A 19,883-nucleotide genomic window follows, 5' to 3' on the forward strand; every position below is an offset into this window, starting at 1 on the left:
GGTTCACCGTCATTCTTCTGAGGTCATAGCGTGCAGAAGGGGTGCGTGCTATCACTGATGCATGACGTCGCCATCCAACGCCCCCTCCGCGGCCGTCGAGGCCAGCGGCAGCCTCGCGCGTGCCGGCGACCTGTTCCAGCTCCTGCGGGACGGAAAGCCCTGGACGCGGGCAGAGCTGGCCATGACGACAGGCCTCGCACGGTCCACGGTCGCCGGCAAAGTGGACCTCCTGCTCACCTCGGGCCTTGTCGTGTCCGTGGGCGAGGCGCTCTCGAGCGGGGGCCGCCCGCCGTCCCGCTTCGCGTTCCACGCCCAGGCGCGCACCGTGCTCGCGGCCGACGTCGGCGCGAGCCACGTTCGCGTGGCCCTCACCGACCTCAACGGAGAGGTCCTCTCGGAGCGGCGGGCAGAGAAGCCGGTCGCGGAGGGCCCCGAGGCGGTGCTCGGCTATGTCGTGGAGTCCGGCAAGAAGCTCCTCGCCGAGAGCGGCCGCCCCGAGAGCCGGCTCGCCGGCGTCGGCATCGGCCTCCCCGGGCCGGTCGAGCACGCCACCGGCAGGCCGGTGAAGCCCCCGATCATGCCCGGCTGGGACGGGTTCGACGTCGTCGGATTCGTCCAGCGCACACTCCCCGTCCCCGTCCTCGTGGACAACGACGTCAACATCATGGCGCTCGGCGAGCGCGCCGCGTACTGGCCGGACGTCGACGACCTGCTCTTCATCAAGGTGGCCACCGGCATCGGCTCGGGCATCATCTCCAGCGGCCAGCTCCAGCGCGGTGCGGACGGCACGGCCGGCGACCTCGGGCACGTCCGCGTGGCGCGCGGCTCCGACGTGGTGTGCCGGTGCGGCAACGTGGGATGCCTCGAGGCCCTCGCGTCCGGCGGCGCCGTCGCCCGTTTCCTCGCAGAGCAGGGCGTCGAGGCCCAGGCGGGCGCCGACGTCGTCGGCCTCGCCGCGAACGGCAACCTCGCCGCGATCCAGGCCCTGCGGCAGGCGGGGCGGGACATCGGCGAGGTCCTCGCGACGTGCGTGAACCTGCTCAACCCCAGCGTGATCGTGCTCGGGGGGTCGATGGCGGCGGCCGGCGACCACATCATGGCGGGCGTGCGGGAGGTCGTCTACCACCGCTCGCCCCCGCTCGCCACGACGAACCTGCGCATCGTGCTCTCCCGCGCCGGCGAGCGGGCCGCCGTGATGGGCGCGAGCCAGCTCGTCTCCCAGCACGTGCTCTCGCCCGCAGGCGTGGAGGCTGCCCTGGCCGCGACGGCGAACGCCGGATGACGCCCCGCACCCTGCGGGACGGTCAGCGCTGCGAGGTCTGGACCGCGCCGGCCGACGGCGGTGAGCCCGAGCTCGCCTTCGTCACGGCGCAGACCCTGTTCGAGGCGCCCAACTGGCTCGCCGACGGGCGCCTCCTGCTCAACGGCGACGGACGTCTGTGGTTCCTCGCGCCCGACGGCGGCGGCCCCGAGCCGCTGCCCGCGACCGGCCTGCCGCCGGTCAACAACGACCACGTCCCCGCCCCCGACGGCACCGCCGCCTTCTGCTCCGCCGACGACGGCCACATCTACCGCGTCCCGCTCACGGGTGGCGCGGCGGAGCGCGTCACGCACGACGACGGGGCGCGCCACTTCCTCCACGGGGTCAGCCCGGACGGCGGGCGGCTCGGATACGTCGAGATCCACGACGGCGACGGCCGCCGCCGGGGGCGCCTCGCAGTCCTCGACCTCGCAGACGGCACGGTGGCCCGCCCCGATGTCGGGGACGGGCACTGCGACGGCCCCGAGTTCACGCCCGACGGGGCATGGATCCTCCTCAACACCGAGTCGTTCGGCGGGGGCGCAGGCCATGCCCAGCTCGCACGCGTCCCCGCTCACGGGCACGGCTCCCTCGAGCGGCTCCACGAGAGCGGCCGCGTGGACTGGTTCCCGCACATCTCGCCGGACGGGAGGCACGGAGCCTACGTGAGCTTCCCGTCCGGCACCCTCGGCCACCCCGCCGACGTCCCGGTGCACGTGGTCCTCGTCGACTCTTCCGACTGGGCTGCCGAACGTCGCCGGATCGAGGTGTTCGGCGGGCAGGGGACCATGAACGTCAACAGCTGGGCACCGGACAGCAGCCGGTTCGCGTACGTCGGCTACCCGATCGGGGACGGGCTCCGATCCGGCGCGTGAGGCACCTCCCACAGGGTATACAGCCCTCACCGAGACAGTGAGGCTATCTTCACGAGGAGGACTCATGCGCGCGCTGCAGGAATATGCCGGCCTGCTCAAGGAAAGCGGACCGTGGTGCACCATCCACGCGAACGTCAGCACGGGGACGGTCGACACGCTCGAGGCCACGGACGTGCTGGGCGAGAACATCGGCCGGATGCTCGCCGCCGCCGGAGCGGACAAGAGCTGCCGGACCGCGGCCGAGAGGCTCGACTGGGCCGCCAAGGGCCTTCCCGCCCCGATCTCCAGGTTCGTGCTCATCCGCGGCGGCGAGGTGGTGGTCAACGAGGTCCTGCCGGGTGCTCCGAGCACTCCGCTGGTTGACGTGGGGCCGATCCCGAACCTCGTCCCGCTCGCCGAGCACCGGGGCACCGACCTGGTCTACCTCGAGGTCGAGGCCGAGCGGGCCGACGCCGAGATCCGGCGGCACCGGGCGTCCGCGCGGTCCCCGCTCGCCGAGCAGGAGGTCCATGGGGACACCGAGAACCTCAAGAAGGTGCCCTCCGGCGGCTGGTCCCAGGGCCGCTACCAGCGGCGCACCGAAGAGGTCTGGCGCAGGAACGGCGCCGAGGTCGCAGCGGAGGTGGACCGGCTCGTCGAGGCCGGGGGCGTCGACCTCGTCATCCTGTCCGGCGACGAGCGCGCCCTCGAGAAGATCCGCGAGTCGCTCGGCGAGCGCGCAGCGAAGCTCGTCCGGGTCGTGCCCATGAACTCCGCCGCCCCCGGTGCCGACCGTGAACGCTACGAGGAGCAGGTCGGCGCCATCGTGGACGAGGTCGCCGCGACCCGGCAGGCCCGGCTCCTCGATCGGATGGCCGAGGGCCGAGGGGCGCTCGCGGCCCACGGCTGGGGCGCGGTGATCCACGCGCTGCAGGGCGCTCGGGTCGACACGCTGCTCCTCGCCCCGAGTGCCGTCGTCCAGCGGCGCGTCCTCGCCCTCGACGACGCGCCCTGGGTGGCGTCCACAGAAGCCGAGGCCGTCGGTGCGGGCGTGCTCGGCCACGCGGATCCCTCGGCGACGCTCCTGCGCGCGGCCGTGCTCACCGACGCGGACACGGTGCTGGTCCCCTCGGACGTGCTCGACGGCGGCGAGGCCGCCTCGCTGCTTCGCTGGTAGGAGGGCATCCCGGGGACGCCGGCCCCTGCGGGCGGTCCCGCTGTCAGTCGGAGGCGCGACGGGCCGTGAGGACGGTGTCGGTCAGCACGGCCGTCTGTCCCTCTGGCCCAGTCGCCGTGCGGCCCTCGGTCTCGCGCGTCTCCACCGTCCACTCGTGCGGACGCAGCCCGAGCGCGGCGGCGAGCTCGTCCGCCGAGGGCAGCGGCGCCTCGCCGTCGTGCGCGTGCTGGGACCACGGCGGGAAGGCCGTGTGGCCGACCACGAGCAGCATCCCGCCCGGCGCGACCGCACGGGAGGCCGCGAGCAGGATGTGCTCGCGCGGCAGCTCGACGGGCGAGTGCAGGAAGGCCGCGGTGACCAGGGTGTAGTCGCCCACGGGCTCCCACGTCGCGAGGTCGTGGCGCTCCCAGGTGATGCGGTCGGAGACGCCGGCGTCGAGGGCGTGCTTGGCGGCCCGGCCGAGCGCGACCGAGGAGACGTCGACCGCGGTCACCACCCACCCGCGCTCGGCCAGCCAGATCGCGTCGGCGCCTTCGCCGCAGCCCAGGTCCAGCGCCCGCCCGGGCGCGAGCATCCCGGCTTCCCGCACCAGCGCGGCGTTCGGCTTCCCGCTCCACACGGCGTCGCGCTCGCGGTAGAACCCGTCCCAGAATTCGCCCGTCGTGGGCTTCGGCTCGTTCGTCATGAACCACTCCTATCGGGAGCCCGCGCGTGGCACAAGGGGCGTGCGCCCCGGCGGCCGTCGCGAGGCCTTCCCGCTGCCGGTGGCACTACGTACCCTCGGGGGCAAGGAGGTGTGAAGCATGAACGCAGTGCAGGGCGACCGCATCGTCATCCGGGGCCGCACGGTGGACTCCGCAGACCGCCACGGGGAGATCCTCGAGGTCCGTGGAGCGAACGGGGAGCCGCCGTACCTTGTGAAGTTCGACGACGGCCACGAATCCGTCGTCTTCCCCGGCGGGGACTTCTCGGTCGAGAAGGCGGCGAGCTGACGGCCACAGACGACAAACTTTTGGCACGTTGTGGCAAGCGATTGCCACAGCGGCCCCGTCCACCGGACAATGGAAGGCGTGTCCGCTGATCCTGCCCCGGTCCGCGCCGTCCTCGTCGGCGCAGGAGCCATCGCCCGCTCCCACGCGAAGGCCATCGCGGCCACCCCAGGCGTGGAGCTGGCCGCGATCGTGAGCCGCGGGGCGTCGAGCGCACGCGTCTTGGCCGAGGAGGTCGCGGCGTCCGGTTCCCGCCGACCGCAGGCTGTGGGGAGCCTGGGTGAGGCGCTCGGCCGGGGCCGCGCCGCCGGGTCGTCGGACGGCGCGGCGCCGCTCGTCGTCGTCGCGACCCCGACCTCGTCCCACCTCGCCGTCGCCGCCGAGGCGTTGGATGCAGGTGCCCACGCGTTCATCGAGAAGCCGCTCGACGTCGATCTGGACGCGGCGCGGGCTTTCGCCCGCGATGCGCGTGAGGCGGGGGAGGGCCGCGTGGTCTCCGTCGTGAGCCAGCACCGCTTCGACGCCGCCAGCCTTTCCGTGCGCGACGCTGTCCGCGCGGGCCGGCTCGGAACCGTGGCCTCCGCGGTCGCGACCGTCCCGTGGTGGCGCAGCGCGGCGTACTTCCAGGCCTCCCCGTGGCGCGGCACCTTCGCCGGCGACGGCGGCGGCGCACTCATGAACCAGGGCATCCACACGCTCGACCTCGTCGTGGCCCTCCTCGGCCGCCCGGTGGAGGTCATGGCGATGACGGCGCGAACGGTGCACGCCATCGAGGCCGAGGACACGGCTGGAGTGCTGCTCCGCTTCGAGTCGGGCGCGATCGCGACCGTCCATGCGAGCACGGCGGCCTACCCCGGCCTCTCGTCCCGCCTCCAGGTCTCGGGAAGCCTGGGGTCGGCGGTGATCGAGAACGAGACCCTCGTCTACCTGCACACCGACTCCGCGCCGAACGCCCCGGACTACGGCCTGTACGGCGCCGGGAACCAGCTCGCCGTGGCGGCCGCGGCCCCACGGGCAGACCCCACCGAGTCGCCCGCGGGCCTCGCCCGCCAGTACGCGGACGTGGTCGGCGCCATCCGCGCCAAGCGTGCGCCGGCCGTGACGGTCGACGCCGCGCTGCTCACCCTGGGCGTGGTCGAGGCCGCCTACCGTTCGGCGCGCGAACGCCGGGCCGTCGCGCTGTAGAGGCACGCGCCCGCGCGGGAACCGGGCTCAGCCTCAGAGGCAGCCGTCCGGGCCGCACACCTCTCCGCCGAGGGTCTCGGCGTCGTCCCCAGCGCCCGGGCCTGCGGGCTGGCCGACCATCACGAGCGGGTTGGCCTCGCGCCACGCGGTCTCGAGGGCCTGGGTGAAGAGCTCGGCGGGCTGGGCACCGGAGATTCCGTACTTGCTGTCCAGGACGAAGAAGGGCACGCCCTGGATGCCCAGCGCCCGGGCCCGGCTGATGTCTGCGCGGACAGCGTCGCGGTACGTGCCGGCGTCGAGCGCCGCGGAGATCTCCGCACTCTCGAGCCCGGCCTCCGTCCCGACCGCTAGCAGGACCTCGCGGGAGCCGATGTCGAGGCCCTGCTCGAAGTGGGCCGAGAGCAGGGCCTCCTTGACCGAGTCGGCCATGGCGTTCCCGCCGCGGGCCTTGGCGAGGTGGATGAGCTCGTGGCCGGAGAACGAGTTGGCAACCACGATCCGGTCGAAGTCGTAGTGGAGGCCCTCCCCGGAGGCGACCTCGGCAACGTGGTCGAACATCTGCTGCACGCGCTCGGCCGGCATGCCCTTGCGGGTGCTCAGGTAGTCGAGCTCAGTGCCGTCGTAGTGCTCGGGCAGCGTGGGGTCGAGCTGGTAGCTGTGCCAGGTGACCGTGATCTGGTCCTTGTGGGGGAAGGCGGCCAGGGCCCTCTCGAAGCGGCGCTTGCCGATGAAGCACCAGGGGCAGGCAATGTCGGACCAGATGTCAATGTTCATGAAACCTTCAAGTTATCCTCTGCCCAGAGTATTCCAACTCTTCTACGTCTTGTAGAGAAGTAGGAGTCGGCGAGTTCGTCTTCCCGCACCAGCACCACGCACGACGGCGCCGCCCGCCTCTCGGGGGGTCGGCGCCGTCGTTCGCTCCAGGTGGGATGAGTTGAGGGGCCCCGTGTCCGCGCAGCACCACTACGCGGGAGGCCCCTCAACGGTGACCCCGGATGTCCCGCCCCCGGCCTTCGGGGTGCCTGTTGCGATGGAAGCGCGCGGGATCCGGGAGATTCATTGGGCCCGGGTTTCGACTTCGCTCAACCAGCGGGCCCAGCGGCCGAGGCTAGGCCGCGGCGAACTGCCGCTCGGGCAGGCCGGCCTCGAACTCGTCCTCCTTGCCCGCGGTCTCGCACAGGAAGCGCGCGTAGGCAGGCATGGTCAGGAAGGTCGGGAACTCGGCGCCGAGGGCGCACTCCTCGAACAGCTCGCGGGCGTCGCGGAAGCGGTCGCCGTCGAAGCGCTCGAGCTTGGCGAACTCCTCGTCGAGGATCTCCTCGACCCACTGGCGGGTCACGATCTCACCCTGGTCAGTGATGGCCCGGGAGTAGATCCACTGCCAGATCTGCGAGCGGGAGATCTCCGCGGTCGCGGCGTCCTCCATGAGGTTGTGGATCGCGACCGCGCCGGAGCCCCGCAGCCACGCCTCGATGTAGCGGATGCCGACCTCGATGTTGTTGCGGATCCCGCCCTCAGTGATGGTGCCCTGGCACGTGCTCAGGTCGATGAGCGCGCGGTCGTCGGGGGTGACGTCTTCGCGGAGCCGGTCGATCTGGTTCGGCCTGTCGCCCAGCACGGAGTCGAACACCTCGCGCGCCACCGGCACCAGGTCCGGGTGCGCGACCCACGAGCCGTCGAAGCCGTCGTCGGCCTCGCGCTGCTTGTCGGCACGGACCTTCTCGAAGGCGGTCGCGTTGATCTCCGGGTCCTTGCGGTTGGGCACGAAGGCGGCCATGCCGCCGATCGCCATGGCACCGCGGCGGTGGCACGCCCGGACGAGCTGCTCGGTGTAGGCCCGCATGAACGGCTGCGTCATGGTGACCTGGGAGCGGTCGGGGGTCACGAAGCGCGGTCCGCGGGTGCGGAAGTTCTTGATGATGGAGAAGATGTAGTCCCATCGGCCCGCGTTGAGGCCCGCGGCATGGTCGCGCAGCTCGAAGAGGATCTCCTCCATCTCGAAGGCGGCCGTGATCGTCTCGATGAGCACCGTGGCGCGGATGGTGCCCTGGGGGATCCCGAGGAGGTCCTGGGCCAGGACGAAGATGTCGTTCCAGAGGCGGGCCTCGAAGCGGTTCTCGATCTTCGGCAGGTAGAAGTACGGGCCGTGGCCGAGGGAGAGCAGGCGCTTGGCGTTGTGGAAGAAGAACAGGCCGAAGTCCACGATCCCGCCCGCGATCGGCTTGCCGTCCACGAGCATGTTCTTCTCGGGCAGGTGCCAGCCGCGGGGGCGCACGACAATGGTCGGCCGCTCCTCGAATGGGCGGAGCCGGTACTCCTTGCCCTCAGGGCTCGTGAAGTCGATGCGGTCCTCGAGCGCGTCGATCAGGTTGATCTGGCCGCGGATCACGTTGCGCCATGACGGCGTCTGGGAGTCCTCCATGTCAGCCAGCCAGACCTTCGCCCCCGAGTTGAGCGCGTTGATCGTCATCTTCCGGTCCACCGGGCCGGTGATCTCGACGCGGCGGTCGGTCAGGCCGGGCGCCGGCGGTGCAACGCGCCAGTTCGGGTCGTTGCGGATCTCGGCGGTCTCGGCGGGGAAGCGCGGGTCGACACCCTTCGCGATCTCGGCGCGCCGCGCATGGCGCGCTTCGAGGAGCTCCTGGCGGCGCTCGGCCGTGGCCCGGTGGAGGCGCGCGACGAACTCGAGGGCGTCCGGGGTGAGGATCTCGTTCTGGCGGGCCATCGGCTGGGCCGTGAGGGTCACGCCGTTGATCGTGAAGTTGTCGGTGAACGTGTTCATGGGAGGTCTCCTGGGTGATGTACGACGCCGGGTGGGCCGGGATGCGGTCCCAGCCCACCGGCGTCGTCGGCCTGTGCCGAATCGTTAGTGGAACTGGCCCTCTTCGGTGGATCCCACGAGGGCGAGAGTGCTGGCGTTCGGGTTCAGCGCCGTGGAGACCAGATCGAAGTAGCCGGTGCCCACTTCGCGCTGGTGCTTGGTTGCGGTGTAGCCGCGGTCTTCGGAGGCGAACTCGCGCTCCTGGAGGTCGACGTAGGCGCTCATGCCGTTGCGGGCGTAGCCGTGGGCGAGGTCGAACATCGAGTAGTTGAGGGCGTGGAAGCCAGCCAGGGTGATGAACTGGAACTTGAAGCCCATCGCGCCGAGCTCGCGCTGGAACTTGGCGATGGTGTCGTCGTCCAGGTGCTTCTTCCAGTTGAACGACGGCGAGCAGTTGTAGGCGAGCATCTGGTCCGGGTACTCGGCCTTGACGGCCTCGGCGAACTTGCGGGCCAGGGCGAGGTCCGGGGTGCCGGTCTCCATCCAGATGAGGTCGGAGTACGGGGCGTAGGCCTTGGCACGGGCGATGCACGGCTCGATGCCGTTCTTGACCCGGTAGAAGCCCTCGGCCGTCCGCACCGGCTGTCCCTCTTCGCGGAGGATGAACTCGCGGTCCCGCTCGTCCACGTCGGTCGTGATGAGCGTCGCCGCCTCGGCATCGGTGCGGGCGATGATGACGCTCGGCACGCCGGCAACGTCGGCGGCGAGCCGAGCAGCATTGAGGGTGCGGATGTGCTGCTGGGTCGGGATGAGCACCTTGCCGCCGAGGTGGCCGCACTTCTTCTCTGAGGCGAGCTGGTCCTCCCAGTGCACGCCCGCGGCGCCGGCCTGGATCATGGACTTCATGAGCTCGTAGGCGTTGAGCGGGCCGCCGAAGCCGGCCTCGGCGTCGGCCACGATCGGGACGAGCCAGTCCTCGACCGTCTGCTTGCCCTCGGAGAACTCGATCTGGTCAGCGCGCTGGAGTGCGTTGTTGATGCGGCGCACGACGGCGGGCACGGAGTTCGCGGGGTAGAGCGACTGGTCCGGGTAGGTGTTCCCGGAGAGGTTCGCGTCCGCGGCGACCTGCCAGCCCGAGAGGTAGATGGCCTTGAGGCCGGCCTTGACCTGCTGGACGGCCTGGTTGCCGGTGAGGGCGCCGAGGGCGTTGATGTAGCCGGTGCCGTTCTCGCGGCCCTCGGTCACGGCCTTCCACAGCTTCTCGGCGCCGCGACGGGCCAGCGTGTTCTCCTCCGGCACGCGGCCGCGGAGGCGGATGACGTCCTCGGCCGAGTAGTCGCGGGTGAGGCCTTCCCAGCGGGGGTCGGCGGACCACTCGAGCTTCAGTGCCTCGGCCTGCTGCTCGAGGGACTGGCTCTGGGGCTCGAACTCTGCGGTCATGGCGGGTCTCCTTCGACTCGGTGCGGTGATGGTGCGGCGGTGGTTTCGGCTTCGCCCAACCACCGTGGGCTTCGCTCAACCACCGTGCTGTTCTTCGTGGGAACAACTTTTCCGTGTCTGCAACCCCCGCAACAGGGAAAAATGCTGGAAAGAAATGCGGATCTTCACGTATTCTCAAGAAATGCCGCGTTCGACGTCGCCCGCCCCCGCCCGCACCCAGCCCGCCGCCGGGTGGGGCCGCCCCGCAGAGCCGCCCGCCGCCGTCGTGCGCCGGACCGGGACCACCGCGCCCGAAGCGGGCGTCGACGTCATCGCGCTCGGCCGTCGTGTACGCCACCTGAGGAAGGCCGCCGGGCTCACGCTCGACGACCTGGGCGCCGCGGTGGGCGCGGCCGCGAGCCAGCTCAGCCTCATCGAGAACGGCAAGCGCGAGCCCAAGCTCAGCCTGCTGCAGCAGCTTGCGGGTGCCCTCGGCGTGGGAGTCGACGCGCTCCTCGGCGCCGAGCCGCCGAGCCGCCGAGCCGCCCTCGAGATCGAGCTCGAGCGCTACCAGCGCAGCCCCCTCTACGAGAACCTCAACCTGCCCAAGATCCGCGTTTCCTCACGCCTGCCGCTGGACGTGCTCGAGTCCCAGCTGGGGCTGCTGCGCGAGCTCGAGCGCAAGATGAACGAGCAGGTCGCCACGCCGGAGGAGGCCCGGCGGGCGAACGGCGAGCTGCGCAGGATGATGCGCGAGCGCGGCAACTACTTCCCCGAGTACGAGGCAGAGGCGCAGAAGGTCCTCGCCCAGGTCGGCTACACGTCCGGGCCGCTGAGCCAGCACACGATCTCCGACATCGCCACGCACCTGGGCTTCACCCTGTACCACGTGGGGGACCTGCCCCACTCGACGCGGTCCGTCACCGACCTGAAGAACCGCAGGATTTACCTGACGCACAACCAGCGGTCCGACCACGACCCCCGTTCGGTGCTCCTCCAGGCCCTCGGGCACTACGTCCTCGGGCACGAGACCCCGCGCTCCTACGGGGACTTCCTCGCACAGCGCGTTGCGACCAACTACTTCGCCGCCGCGCTCCTCCTCCCCGAGAAGGCCACGGTCGAGTTCCTGCAGCGGGCCAAGGCCGCCAAGGAGATCTCGGTGGAGGACCTGCGCGACTCGTTCGCGGTGAGCTACGAGACCGCCGCGCACCGGTTCACGAACCTGGCCACCCAGCACCTCGGCCTCACCACCCACTTCCAGAAGACCCACCAGTCCGGGATCATCTACAAGGCCTACGAGAACGACGGCGTCAACTTCCCGATGGACCACACCGGCGCGATCGAGGGACAGCCCTCGTGCAAGGCCTGGACGAGCCGGGCGGTCTTCGACGTGCCGGACAAGTTCAGCTCCTACAGCCAGTACACGGACACGGTCACAGGCACGTTCTGGTGCACGGCCCGGACAGAGCGCAGCGCGAGCGGGGAGTTCTCCCTGAGCATCGGGGTCCCGTACCAGCACGTGAAGTGGTTCCGGGGGAGGGAAACGACGGCGCGCGCCGTCTCACGCTGCCCCGACCCGGACTGCTGCCGCCGCCCGCCCATGGAGCTCAGCGACCACTGGGCCGGCTACGCCTGGCCGTCGGCACGGGCGCACTCGCACCTGCTCGCGGCCATGCCGCCGGGGGCGTTCCCGGGCGTGGACGAGACCGAGGTCTACTCGTTCCTCGAAGCGCACTCCGGCGCCTGAGCGGACCGGGAGGGGTCCCGGGCGGGAACGCCGGAGCTCAGCCGGGGAAGGGCGCGGCCGGGATGTCCGCCTTGCCGTCGTGGTCGCCGTCGCCGTAGGCCCGCATGGCGATGCGCTCCGCGAGTTCCTCGTTCATCTCGTAGGGGGGAACCTGCCGGAACGCATGGACCTCGCGCTTGCCGGGCTTCTGCCTTGCCTCGGCTGTCGCACCCGTTTCCGACACGGGCTGGGCTTCGTGATCGGAATCCGTGCGCTTCTTGAACAGGCTCATCCTGACCTCCCGTAGGTGGATCACATCACCTTTTCACGATACGCCGGGGGACTGGGAAGTCTAGGGGAGCATGGCCGTGATGCCCCGGGCGCCGCCGTCCCACGGCGTGGGCGGCCGCAGTCTCAGCCGTGGAACGCGCGGTACGCTTCTTCCGCCGCGGGGTGCAGGGGGATGCCGCTGGTGTTGATGAGGGTCTCCGGGCTCAGGAACTGCACGCCGAGGCTCGAGGCCGGCACGAGCTCGTTCGCGTGCTGCAGCAGCAGGTCCACGGTCGCGCGGACCACCTCCGCGCCGAGGTCCTCGCGGCAGAGCAGCAGGTTGGCGACTCCCACCGTCCACACGGCCGGGATGCCCTGGTAGCTGTCCTCCTGGACCAGCACCCGGTCGTAGAAGCCGCCGTAGGCTGCCCGGATGGCCGGGATGAGCGGGGAGAGGTCCAGCAGGCGCAGGCTCACCTCCTTCGTCGCCGCGGCGATCGCGGCGGTCGGGACGCCGCCGGACCAGAAGAGCGCCTCGACGGTCCCGCTCCGCAGCGCGGCGAGCCCCTGGTTCAGCCCGAGCGGCATCGCGCGGACCGTGATTCCCGCCGCGTCGAGCAGGCGGTGCGCCGTGAGCGACGTCCCCGAGCGTGGATCGCCCACGGCGACCGCGTGGCCCGCGAGATCCGTCACAGCTGCGATGCCGCTGTCGGTGCGCACGACGCAGTGGACGTAGTTCTCGTACACCTTGCCGAGGGCGGTCATCCCCCCGCCGCGCTGGACCGCGGCGTCCGCGAGCGCGATGGCCAGCGTGGCCTCGCCGCGGGCGAGCCGGTCCATGTTGTCCAGGCTGCCGCCGGTCTCGAGGGCGGACGCCTCCGCCGCTACGCCGTGGCGGCGGAGGGAGCCCGCGAGGAGGGTCGCGAACTCGAGGTAGAAGCCGCCGGGCTCGCCGCCGGCGACGGTCATCGTCCCTCCCGGCGGGTTCGGGCCGCAGGCCGCGGCCGGGAGCACGGCGCCGGCGAGGGCAGCCGCGAGACCCGCGCGGAGGGCAGTCCGGCGGGGGAAGCCTCCTGAGGCGGAATCAGGCATCGGTGGCCTCCACGCCGTCGTGCGGGAGGGCGCCGTCGTGCGCGGCAGCCGGCGCGGCGCTGGGCGCGGCGGGGAACTCCAGCCGGGCGACGAGGCCGTGCGGCTCGGCGGCGGCGAGGGCGAGCCGCCCGCCGTTCGCACCGGCGAGCCGCTCCACGATGGTGAGCCCGAGCCCGGTGCCGCGGGTGTCCCGGTTGCGCGGCGACCGCCAGAAGCGGGTCGTCGAGGAGGCGAGCTCCTCGGGGGAGAGGCCGGGGCCGTCGTCGGCCACCTCGATCGCCACCGCGCCGTCCCCGGCTGCCGCGCTGACCCGGATGCGGGCGCCGGGGGCGTACTTGACGGCGTTCTCGAGCAGCTCGCCGACCATGTCCGCGAGGTCCGAGCTGTTGCACACAAGCCGCAGCGGCGGGACGGGGGCGTCCTCGAGCACGAGCCGTGCCCCGGAGCGGGCCGCGGCGGGCGCGGCCCGCTCGACGGCCTCCTGGAGCACCGTCCAGGGATCCAGGAGCGCTGCGCGCTCACCCAACGAGGCGCCCGCGCCGCCGGGCCCGGAGCCCTCGTGGACCCTGTGCTCGGCGGCGGCGAGGCGAAGCAGCCCGTCCAGGATCTCCTCGACGTGCTCGAGCTCGTTCGTCACGCCCGCCGCCGCGGCCCGCTGGGACGGGGTCGTGAGCTCGAGCGCCAGGAGGTCCGCCCGCAGGCGCAGCGCGCCGATGGGGTTGCGGAGCTGGTGGGAGGCATCCGCGATGAGCTGCCGCTGGGCCTCCATGCTCGCTCCGACGTGCTCTGCCATCGCCGAGAAGGCCCGGCTGAGCTCCTGCAGCTCGGGCGGGCCCTCCCCGCGCAGCCGGGTGGCCCGCCCGGACTCCTCGAAGTCGGCGACGGCGGCCGTGAGCCGGTGCACGGGCCGCAGCACCCACCCGGTGGCCCGCTCGGCGCCGACGATGAGGAGCGCCCACCCCGCCAGCGCCCCGAGGCCCACGAGGAGCCAGCGTTCGCGCAGCTTCTGCTCGGCCGCGCCCAGATCGACGTCCAGCACCGCCTCGCCGAGCACCTGGCTCGCCGTCCCGAAGGAGCGGGCGACCACCTCGGACCGCGGGCCGAACGGCTGCACGGGCGCGAGTGTCGTGTCGCTGAGGTTGAGCCGGGCACGGCCGAGCGCATCGCGCACGTCCGGGCGGTCGGGGCTGAGGCCGCCGGAGGCCAGCGTCGCCTGCGGGGTGCGGATGACGATCCCCTCGCCGTAGAGCGCCGAGTACCGGTCCATCTCGCGCTGCAGCTGGGACGTCTCCCCAGACGCCACCGCGTCATCCGCGACCTGCGCGAACCGGTTGAGCGCCGCGACGCGGTTGATCTGCAGCTCCTGGGTCAGCTCGCGGCTGACGGAGGCGAGGATCGAGGCGGAGACCACTGCGACGATGAGGATCGAGAACAGGCTCAGGATGCCCAGCACCCGCAGCCTCACGCGGTCGTCCCCTGGCCCGGGACGCCGCCCTCGATGCGGTACCCCACGCCGCGGACGTTGATGATGAATCCCGGCAGCCCGAGCTTGGACCGCAGGCCGCTCAGGTGGACGTCGAGGGAGCGGGAGCTGGCGAGGAATGCGTCCCCCCAGAGCGCATCCAGGATCTGCTCCCGTGTCACGACCGAGCCGGCGTGCCTGGCCAGGAGCGCGAGGAGCTCGAACTCGGTCGCGGTGAGGTTCAGCTCCCGGGGCCCGACGGCGGCCACTCGCCGGTCGAGGTCGACGCTCACCTCCCCGGCCTGGAGCCGGTGCGGCTCGGTGCCGCCCCCGCGCGCCGCGCGCCGGGCCACCGCCTCGATGCGGGCGAGCAGCTCGATGAGCTTGACCGGCTTGACGAGGTAGTCGTCCGCGCCGGAGCGGAGGCCGAGGACCACGCTGCGCTCGTCGTCGCGCGCGGTGAGGATGAGGATGGGCGCGTCGGTGACCTGGCGCAGCTTGCGGAGCACCTCGAGGCCGTCCATGTCGGGAAGGCCGAGGTCGAGCAGGATCATGTCGTGCTCGCGGTGCGCGAGGAGGGCGTCCGCCCCGCGGCCCACGCGGGCCGCCTGATGCCCCGCGGAGCGGGCGGAGGCCAGCAGCGCGGAGGCCATCGCGTCGTCGTCCTCGACGATCAGCACCCGCATTGACATTCCCTCCGCATCCCCGCCCGAGACTACCCGAGCCGAAGACTTAAGGAACTGTTAGGAATGCGCCCTCCGGCTTGGGGCAGTGTCCCGCGTCACCCTAGCGTCGGTGTCCATGAGCATCACACACCCCGGGTCTTCGAGCAGCGCTGCTCAGACCAGGCGAGCCATCGCCAACACCCTCAAGGGCTCCGCAGGGAACCTCATCGAGTGGTACGACCTCTACGTCTATGCGGCGTTCTCGGCGTACTTCGCGAGCTACTTCTTCAACGCGAAGGATCCTGCCCAGGCGCAGATCGATGCGTACCTCACGTTCGCGCTCACCTTCCTCATGCGTCCCGTCGGCTCGTGGTTCTTCGGCCGCTACGCGGACCGCCACGGCCGCCGCGCCGCCCTGACGCTCAGCGTGAGCCTCATGGGCGTCGGCTCGCTGCTCGTCGCGGTGCTGCCCGGCACCGCCCAGATCGGCGTGTGGTCCACCGTCCTCATGTACGCGTCGCGCCTGCTGCAGGGCTTCTCCGTGGGCGGCGAGTACGGCACGAGCGCCACCTACATGTCCGAGGTTGCGACCGCGAAGCGCCGCGGCTTCTTCTCGAGCTTCCAGTACGTGACGCTCGTGGGCGGGCAGGTCCTCGCGCTCCTCTCACTCGTGATCCTCCAGTCCACGCTCGGCGAGGCCGACCTCAAGGCGTGGGGCTGGCGCATCCCCTTCGCGATCGGCGCCGTCGCCGCCCTGATCGTCCTGTGGCTGCGCCGCACCATGGACGAGACCATCTCCATGGAACAGGTCGCTGCTGCGAAGGGCCATGGCTCCGCGTCCGGTGAGGGGGGCGAGTTCGAGGCGGTCCAGCCCGGAACGCTCAAGCTCCTCTTCACCAAGCACTGGAAGCCGTTCGCCGTCGTCGTGTTCCTGACCATGGGCGGCACCTGCGCGTTCTACCTCTACACGACCTACATCCTGAGCTTCATGAACAACGTCTCGGGCATCCCGAAGACGCAGACCTCGGTGATCAACTTCTGGGCGCTGTTCGTGTTCATGCTCCTGCAGCCGGTGTTCGGGCTGCTCTCGGACAAGCTCGGCCGCCGCCCGCAGCTGATCGTGTTCGGCGTCCTCGGCGCCATCTTCACCTGGCCGATCATGTCCACCCTCGCCGGGGTCAAGGACCCGATGATCGCGTTCCTGCTCATGCTCGCGGGCCTCGTCATCGTGGTGAACTACACCTCGATCAGCGCCCTCGTGAAGGCAGAGCTCTTCCCGTCCTCCGTCCGCGCCCTCGGCGTTGGCCTGGGCTACGCCGTGGCGAACTCGCTGTTCGGCGGCACGGTGCCGTTCATCGGCGAGTGGCTCTCCAGCGCCGGGCACAAGGAGTGGCTGTTCACCTACGTGACCATCACCATCGTGATCTCGCTCGTGGTGTACATCTTCTTCCTGCCGAACAAGAAGCACACCCCGCTCGACGCCGAGTTCGGCGCCGCGTTCGGCGCCTCCGCCACCGCGGACGACGACGGCCGCGAACCTTCCCGGGTCGGCTGACCCGGACTCGTCTGAAGGTCACGTCCTGTTGGTCTATGTCCTGTCATTGACCAACAGGACGTGACCCTTAGACGGGGGAGAGGACGGGGCAGAGGGGAGACGGGGAAGAGGTGGAAGAATACTCGCCGTGAAGTCCCCCGCACGCTACGCGTCCATCGGCAGCCCCTTCTTCGCCGTGTTCCTCGCGTCCATGGCCGTGGTCCTCATCCTGAGCAACATCGGAGCCTCGAAGGGCGTCCAGCTCGGCCCGATCATCACCGACGGCGGCTTCTTCCTGTTCCCGCTCGCGTACATCCTCGGTGATGTGGTGAGCGAGGTGTACGGCTTCCGGGCCGCTCGGACCGCCATCGTGACGACGTTCTCGCTCTCGCTCTTCGCCTCCGCCTGCTACTGGGCCATCATCGCCCTGCCCGGGTTCGACGACGAGTTCGGCGCCGCGAAGCAGGCCGCCCTCGAGGGCGCGCTGGGCCCGGTGCCGCAGATCGTCGTCGGCTCCCTCCTCGCGTTCCTCGCGGGCCAGCTGACCAACTCCTGGATCCTCGTGAAGATGAAGGCGCAGGTGGGCGAGCGCACCCTGTGGGCCCGCCTCATGGGCTCCTCGGTGGCCGGTGAGTTCATCGACACGCTCATCTTCTGCGCGGTCGCGGCCCCCGTCATCGGAATCGCGGACGCCGGCGCGTTCGTCAACTACGTCCTGGTCGGGTTCGTCTACAAGACCGGCGTCGAGTTCCTCTTCGTCCCGGTCACCTCCCTCGTGATCCGGTGGGTGAAGCGTCTCGAGCCGAGCTACGCCGTCGCGACCGAACGTGTCCACGCCTAGTACGCCCTTTCGGCCACGGACCGTCCCCGTGATACGAACATGGGGATGACCCCCCGTCCCAGCCCCGCCTCCGCTGCCACCCGCCCACCCCGCCGGACCGCCGGCGTCGGACTGCTCCTGGTCTCGATCGGCCTCATCGCCCTGACCATGCGCGGCCCCTTCGTCGCAGTGGCGCCCGTGGTGCGCCACCTCGAGGACGAACTGGGCCTCTCGGCGTGGGAGCTCGGGCTGCTGACGGGCATCCCCGTCCTGTGCTTCGCCCTCGCCTCACCTCTCGCCTCCCTCTCCGCCCGGCGCCTAGGGGCGGAGGTGGCCGTGACGCTGAACCTCCTCGGCGTGCTGGCCGGGGTCGTGCTCCGCTCGCTCGACGGCACGGTCGTGACGATGCTCGGCACGGTCCTCCTCGGTGTTGCCATCACGGTCGGCAACATCGCCGTCCCGCTCATCATCCGGCGCGACTTCACCCCCGCCCGCCAGGGCATGGCGATGGGCGTCTACACGGCCGCGCTCAACGTCGGCTCGTTCGTGACGTCCGTGGCGTCGGCACCCCTCGCGGACGCGTGGGGCTGGCGGCTGTCGCTCGCCTCGAGCGCCCTCTTCGCCGTCGTGGCCCTCGTGTTCTGGGCGGCCGCGGTGGGGGTGCGCCGCGCCGCGGTTCCCGAACCCGTCGCCGCCGAGGGAGGCAGGACGCACGACGGCGGCCGCCGCCGGGGCGTCGCCGTCACCGTTGCGCTGGTGGTCGGCTTCGGCGGTCAGGCCTTCTCCTACTACGGCGTCACCGCATGGCTGCCGAGCCTCCTGTCCGACGAGCTCGGGCTGTCCTCGACGTCGGCCGGCGCCGGGGCGTCGCTGTTCCAGATCCTCGCCATCGTCGGCGCGCTCGGCACGCCGCTCCTGGCCCGCCGTGCCGGGACCATGACCGCCGTCGTGACGCTCGGCGTGCTGTGGCTCGCCGTTCCGGTGGGGCTTCTGGCCGCGCCGAGCCTGTGGGCGGTGTGGTCCTCGCTGGGCGGCGCCGCGCAGGGCGGGGGCATCACCCTGATCTTCAGCGCCATCCTCGCGATCGCCCGGGACCAGGCCTCCGCGGGACGCATGTCCGCGATCGTGCAGGGGGTCGGCTACGCGTTCGGGGCGGTGGCGCCCACGCTCATCGGGTCCGTCCACGCCGCGGCAGGATCGTGGACGCCGCCGCTGCTCATGGTGCTCGGGTCGGTCCTGTGCTTCGCGGTGGGGACGTTCGCCGGCCTGCGGATGGCCGCCCACCGGCGAGGCTGAGCCGGGCACACGCCGTCGTGCGTCAGGGGCCGTAGTAGCGGCCGAGCGTCTCGGCCTTGAAGTCGTGGAAGGTGCCCTCCTCGATCGCCCGCCGCGCGTCGTCGACCATCCGGACCACGAACCGCTCGTTGTGGATCGAGATGAGGGTGTGCGAGAGCATCTCGGAAGCCTTGAAGAGGTGCCTGATGTACGCGCGGGAGTAGTTGGCGCACGTGTAGCAGTCGCAGCCGTCCTGCAGAGGGCCCCAGTCCCGCTTGTACTTGGCCCCGGAGAGGTTGAGCCGTCCCTCGGCGGTGTAGAACGCCGAATTGCGGGCCACGCGGGTGGGGGAGACGCAGTCGAACGTGTCTGCGCCGGCCTCGATGGCCACGAAGATGTCGTCCGGCTCAGAGATGCCCAGCAGGTGGCGCGGCCTGTCCTCGGGAAGCGCCTCGGAGCACCAGCCCACGATCGTGCCGAGGTTCTCCTTCTCGAGCGCGCCGCCGATCCCGAAGCCGTCGAACGGCATCGCGCCCAGGTCGCCGCACGCCTTGCGGCGCAGGTCCTCGTACTGCGCGCCCTGGATGACCCCGAAGAGCGCCTGGTACGGCTTGCCGACGCGCTCGTCGGTCAGCCGGAAGTGCTCGGCGACGCAGCGCTCGGCCCACTTCCGCGTGCGCTCGAGCGCCTCTTCCTGGTACCTGCGCGAGTTGTGCAGGGTGGTGAGCTCGTCGAACGCGAACATGATGTCCGCGCCGATCTGGTGCTGGACCTGCATGGAGATCTCGGGGGAGAACCGGTGCCTGTCCCCGTTGAGGTGGCTCTTGAACCACACGCCGTCGTCGTCGATGTGGGCGAGGCGCTCCTTGCCGGGCGCCACGGCATCGTCGGATCCGGGCGTGGCGTCCCTCTGCGGGCCCGTCATGTCGATGACCTTCTTGAACCCGGAGCCCAGGCTCATGACCTGGAACCCACCCGAATCCGTGAACGTGGGCCCGGACCAGTTCATGAAGCGGCCGAGCCCGCCGGCCTCGTCGAGGATGTCCGCACCCGGCTGCAGGTACAGGTGGTAGGCGTTCGCGAGGAGCGCCTGCGCGCCCAGCTCCGCCATGGACTCGGGCAGGACCGCCTTGACCGTGGCCTTGGTGCCGACGGCGATGAACGCCGGCGTCTGGATGGTCCCGTGCGGGGTGGTGATGGTGCCGGTGCGGCCGAGCGTCGGCGCCCCGTCCCCACCTTCGAGGCGGGTGCCGACCGCGAAGGAGAACTCGGACTGGCGCGGGTGGGATGCGGCGGCGGACGACGGCGCCGGGGCGGCTTCGGGGGCGACGGGAGCGGAATCTGGCACCCGTCC

18 protein-coding genes are annotated in these 19,883 nt (G+C 71.3%); 9 read left to right on the forward strand and 9 right to left on the reverse strand.

Annotated elements, in window-relative coordinates; all coding sequences use genetic code 11:
* Positions 1-61 precede the first annotated feature (61 nt).
* The 3 genes from CGQ25_RS01530 to CGQ25_RS01540 all read left to right on the forward strand — a co-directional run bounded on the left by CGQ25_RS01530 (position 62) and on the right by CGQ25_RS01540 (position 3,331).
* Positions 62-1,282, forward strand: coding sequence for an ROK family protein (locus tag CGQ25_RS01530; RefSeq protein WP_208711493.1), 1,221 nt, complete (start codon positions 62-64; stop codon positions 1,280-1,282).
* The gene (locus CGQ25_RS01535) at positions 1,279-2,175 is read left to right on the forward strand and encodes a biopolymer transporter Tol (protein ID WP_208711494.1); all 897 of its coding nucleotides are present in this window, start codon (positions 1,279-1,281) and stop codon (positions 2,173-2,175) included. The genes CGQ25_RS01530 and CGQ25_RS01535 overlap by 4 nt, the downstream gene beginning before the upstream one ends.
* A 64-nt stretch (positions 2,176-2,239) precedes the next feature.
* Entirely contained in the window at positions 2,240-3,331 is a 1,092-nt protein-coding gene (locus CGQ25_RS01540) for a Vms1/Ankzf1 family peptidyl-tRNA hydrolase (protein WP_208711495.1), read from the forward strand.
* Positions 3,332-3,374: 43 nt separating this feature from the next.
* Here CGQ25_RS01540 and CGQ25_RS01545 read toward each other — a convergent pair whose 3' ends face one another.
* Entirely contained in the window at positions 3,375-4,016 is a 642-nt protein-coding gene (locus CGQ25_RS01545) for a cyclopropane-fatty-acyl-phospholipid synthase family protein (RefSeq protein WP_208711496.1), read from the reverse strand.
* Between the two features lie 118 nt (positions 4,017-4,134).
* Here CGQ25_RS01545 and CGQ25_RS01550 point away from each other — a divergent pair, with 118 nt between their 5' ends.
* Both CGQ25_RS01550 and CGQ25_RS01555 read left to right on the forward strand, forming a co-directional pair.
* A complete protein-coding gene (locus CGQ25_RS01550) occupies positions 4,135-4,323 on the forward strand; it encodes a DUF1918 domain-containing protein (protein ID WP_208711497.1) in 189 nt (62 codons plus the stop codon).
* Between the two features lie 78 nt (positions 4,324-4,401).
* Positions 4,402-5,505 (forward strand): Gfo/Idh/MocA family protein, encoded by a 1,104-nt coding sequence (locus CGQ25_RS01555; RefSeq protein WP_208711498.1) that lies wholly within the window; start codon positions 4,402-4,404, stop codon positions 5,503-5,505.
* A 33-nt stretch (positions 5,506-5,538) separates the two neighbouring features.
* On the opposite strand, the gene CGQ25_RS01560 is transcribed toward CGQ25_RS01555, so the two are convergent.
* The 3 genes from CGQ25_RS01560 to aceA form a co-directional block, all read right to left on the reverse strand.
* Positions 5,539-6,279, reverse strand: a complete 741-nt coding sequence (locus CGQ25_RS01560) for a DsbA family protein (RefSeq protein WP_208711499.1) — start codon at positions 6,277-6,279, stop codon at positions 5,539-5,541.
* A 334-nt stretch (positions 6,280-6,613) separates the two neighbouring features.
* Entirely contained in the window at positions 6,614-8,287 is a 1,674-nt protein-coding gene (gene aceB, locus CGQ25_RS01565; RefSeq protein ID WP_208711500.1) for a malate synthase A, read from the reverse strand.
* Positions 8,288-8,371: 84 nt separating this feature from the next.
* Complete coding sequence (aceA, locus tag CGQ25_RS01570) at positions 8,372-9,706, reverse strand: isocitrate lyase (protein WP_208711501.1); 1,335 nt, start codon at positions 9,704-9,706, stop codon at positions 8,372-8,374.
* 154 nt (positions 9,707-9,860) lie between these two features.
* Between aceA and CGQ25_RS01575 the strand changes: the two genes are divergently transcribed.
* Positions 9,861-11,432 (forward strand): helix-turn-helix domain-containing protein, encoded by a 1,572-nt coding sequence (locus tag CGQ25_RS01575; protein WP_369802274.1) that lies wholly within the window; start codon positions 9,861-9,863, stop codon positions 11,430-11,432.
* A gap of 37 nt (positions 11,433-11,469) precedes the next feature.
* On the opposite strand, the gene CGQ25_RS01580 is transcribed toward CGQ25_RS01575, so the two are convergent.
* The 4 genes from CGQ25_RS01580 to CGQ25_RS01595 all read right to left on the reverse strand — a co-directional run bounded on the left by CGQ25_RS01580 (position 11,470) and on the right by CGQ25_RS01595 (position 14,921).
* A complete protein-coding gene (locus CGQ25_RS01580) occupies positions 11,470-11,703 on the reverse strand; it encodes a hypothetical protein (RefSeq protein WP_208711503.1) in 234 nt (77 codons plus the stop codon).
* Positions 11,704-11,825: 122 nt separating this feature from the next.
* On the reverse strand, positions 11,826-12,773 hold the full coding sequence (locus CGQ25_RS01585) for a TAXI family TRAP transporter solute-binding subunit (protein ID WP_208711504.1): 948 nt from the start codon (positions 12,771-12,773) through the stop codon (positions 11,826-11,828).
* Positions 12,766-14,238 (reverse strand): HAMP domain-containing sensor histidine kinase, encoded by a 1,473-nt coding sequence (locus CGQ25_RS01590; protein ID WP_208711505.1) that lies wholly within the window; start codon positions 14,236-14,238, stop codon positions 12,766-12,768. The genes CGQ25_RS01585 and CGQ25_RS01590 overlap by 8 nt, the downstream gene beginning before the upstream one ends.
* Positions 14,235-14,921 carry a response regulator transcription factor gene (locus tag CGQ25_RS01595; RefSeq protein ID WP_208711506.1) on the reverse strand — a complete coding sequence of 229 codons (687 nt, stop codon included), beginning with the start codon at positions 14,919-14,921 and terminating at the stop codon, positions 14,235-14,237. Before CGQ25_RS01595 ends, CGQ25_RS01590 begins: the two co-directional genes overlap by 4 nt.
* A 115-nt stretch (positions 14,922-15,036) precedes the next feature.
* Here CGQ25_RS01595 and CGQ25_RS01600 point away from each other — a divergent pair, with 115 nt between their 5' ends.
* The 3 genes from CGQ25_RS01600 (at position 15,037) to CGQ25_RS01610 (ending at position 18,550) form a co-directional block, all read left to right on the forward strand.
* Positions 15,037-16,455, forward strand: coding sequence for an MFS transporter (locus CGQ25_RS01600; RefSeq protein WP_208711507.1), 1,419 nt, complete (start codon positions 15,037-15,039; stop codon positions 16,453-16,455).
* Positions 16,456-16,582: 127 nt separating this feature from the next.
* Positions 16,583-17,275, forward strand: coding sequence for a queuosine precursor transporter (locus tag CGQ25_RS01605; RefSeq protein ID WP_255405496.1), 693 nt, complete (start codon positions 16,583-16,585; stop codon positions 17,273-17,275).
* Positions 17,276-17,422: 147 nt separating this feature from the next.
* Entirely contained in the window at positions 17,423-18,550 is a 1,128-nt protein-coding gene (locus CGQ25_RS01610) for a CynX/NimT family MFS transporter (RefSeq protein WP_369802313.1), read from the forward strand.
* Between the two features lie 22 nt (positions 18,551-18,572).
* Here CGQ25_RS01610 and tgt read toward each other — a convergent pair whose 3' ends face one another.
* Positions 18,573-19,877 (reverse strand): tRNA guanosine(34) transglycosylase Tgt, encoded by a 1,305-nt coding sequence (gene tgt / locus CGQ25_RS01615; protein ID WP_208711509.1) that lies wholly within the window; start codon positions 19,875-19,877, stop codon positions 18,573-18,575.
* Positions 19,878-19,883 lie beyond the last annotated feature (6 nt).

Origin of the sequence: Sinomonas sp. R1AF57 (assembly GCF_002224485.1) — a bacterium.
Classification (GTDB): Bacteria; Actinomycetota; Actinomycetes; order Actinomycetales; family Micrococcaceae; genus Sinomonas; species Sinomonas flava.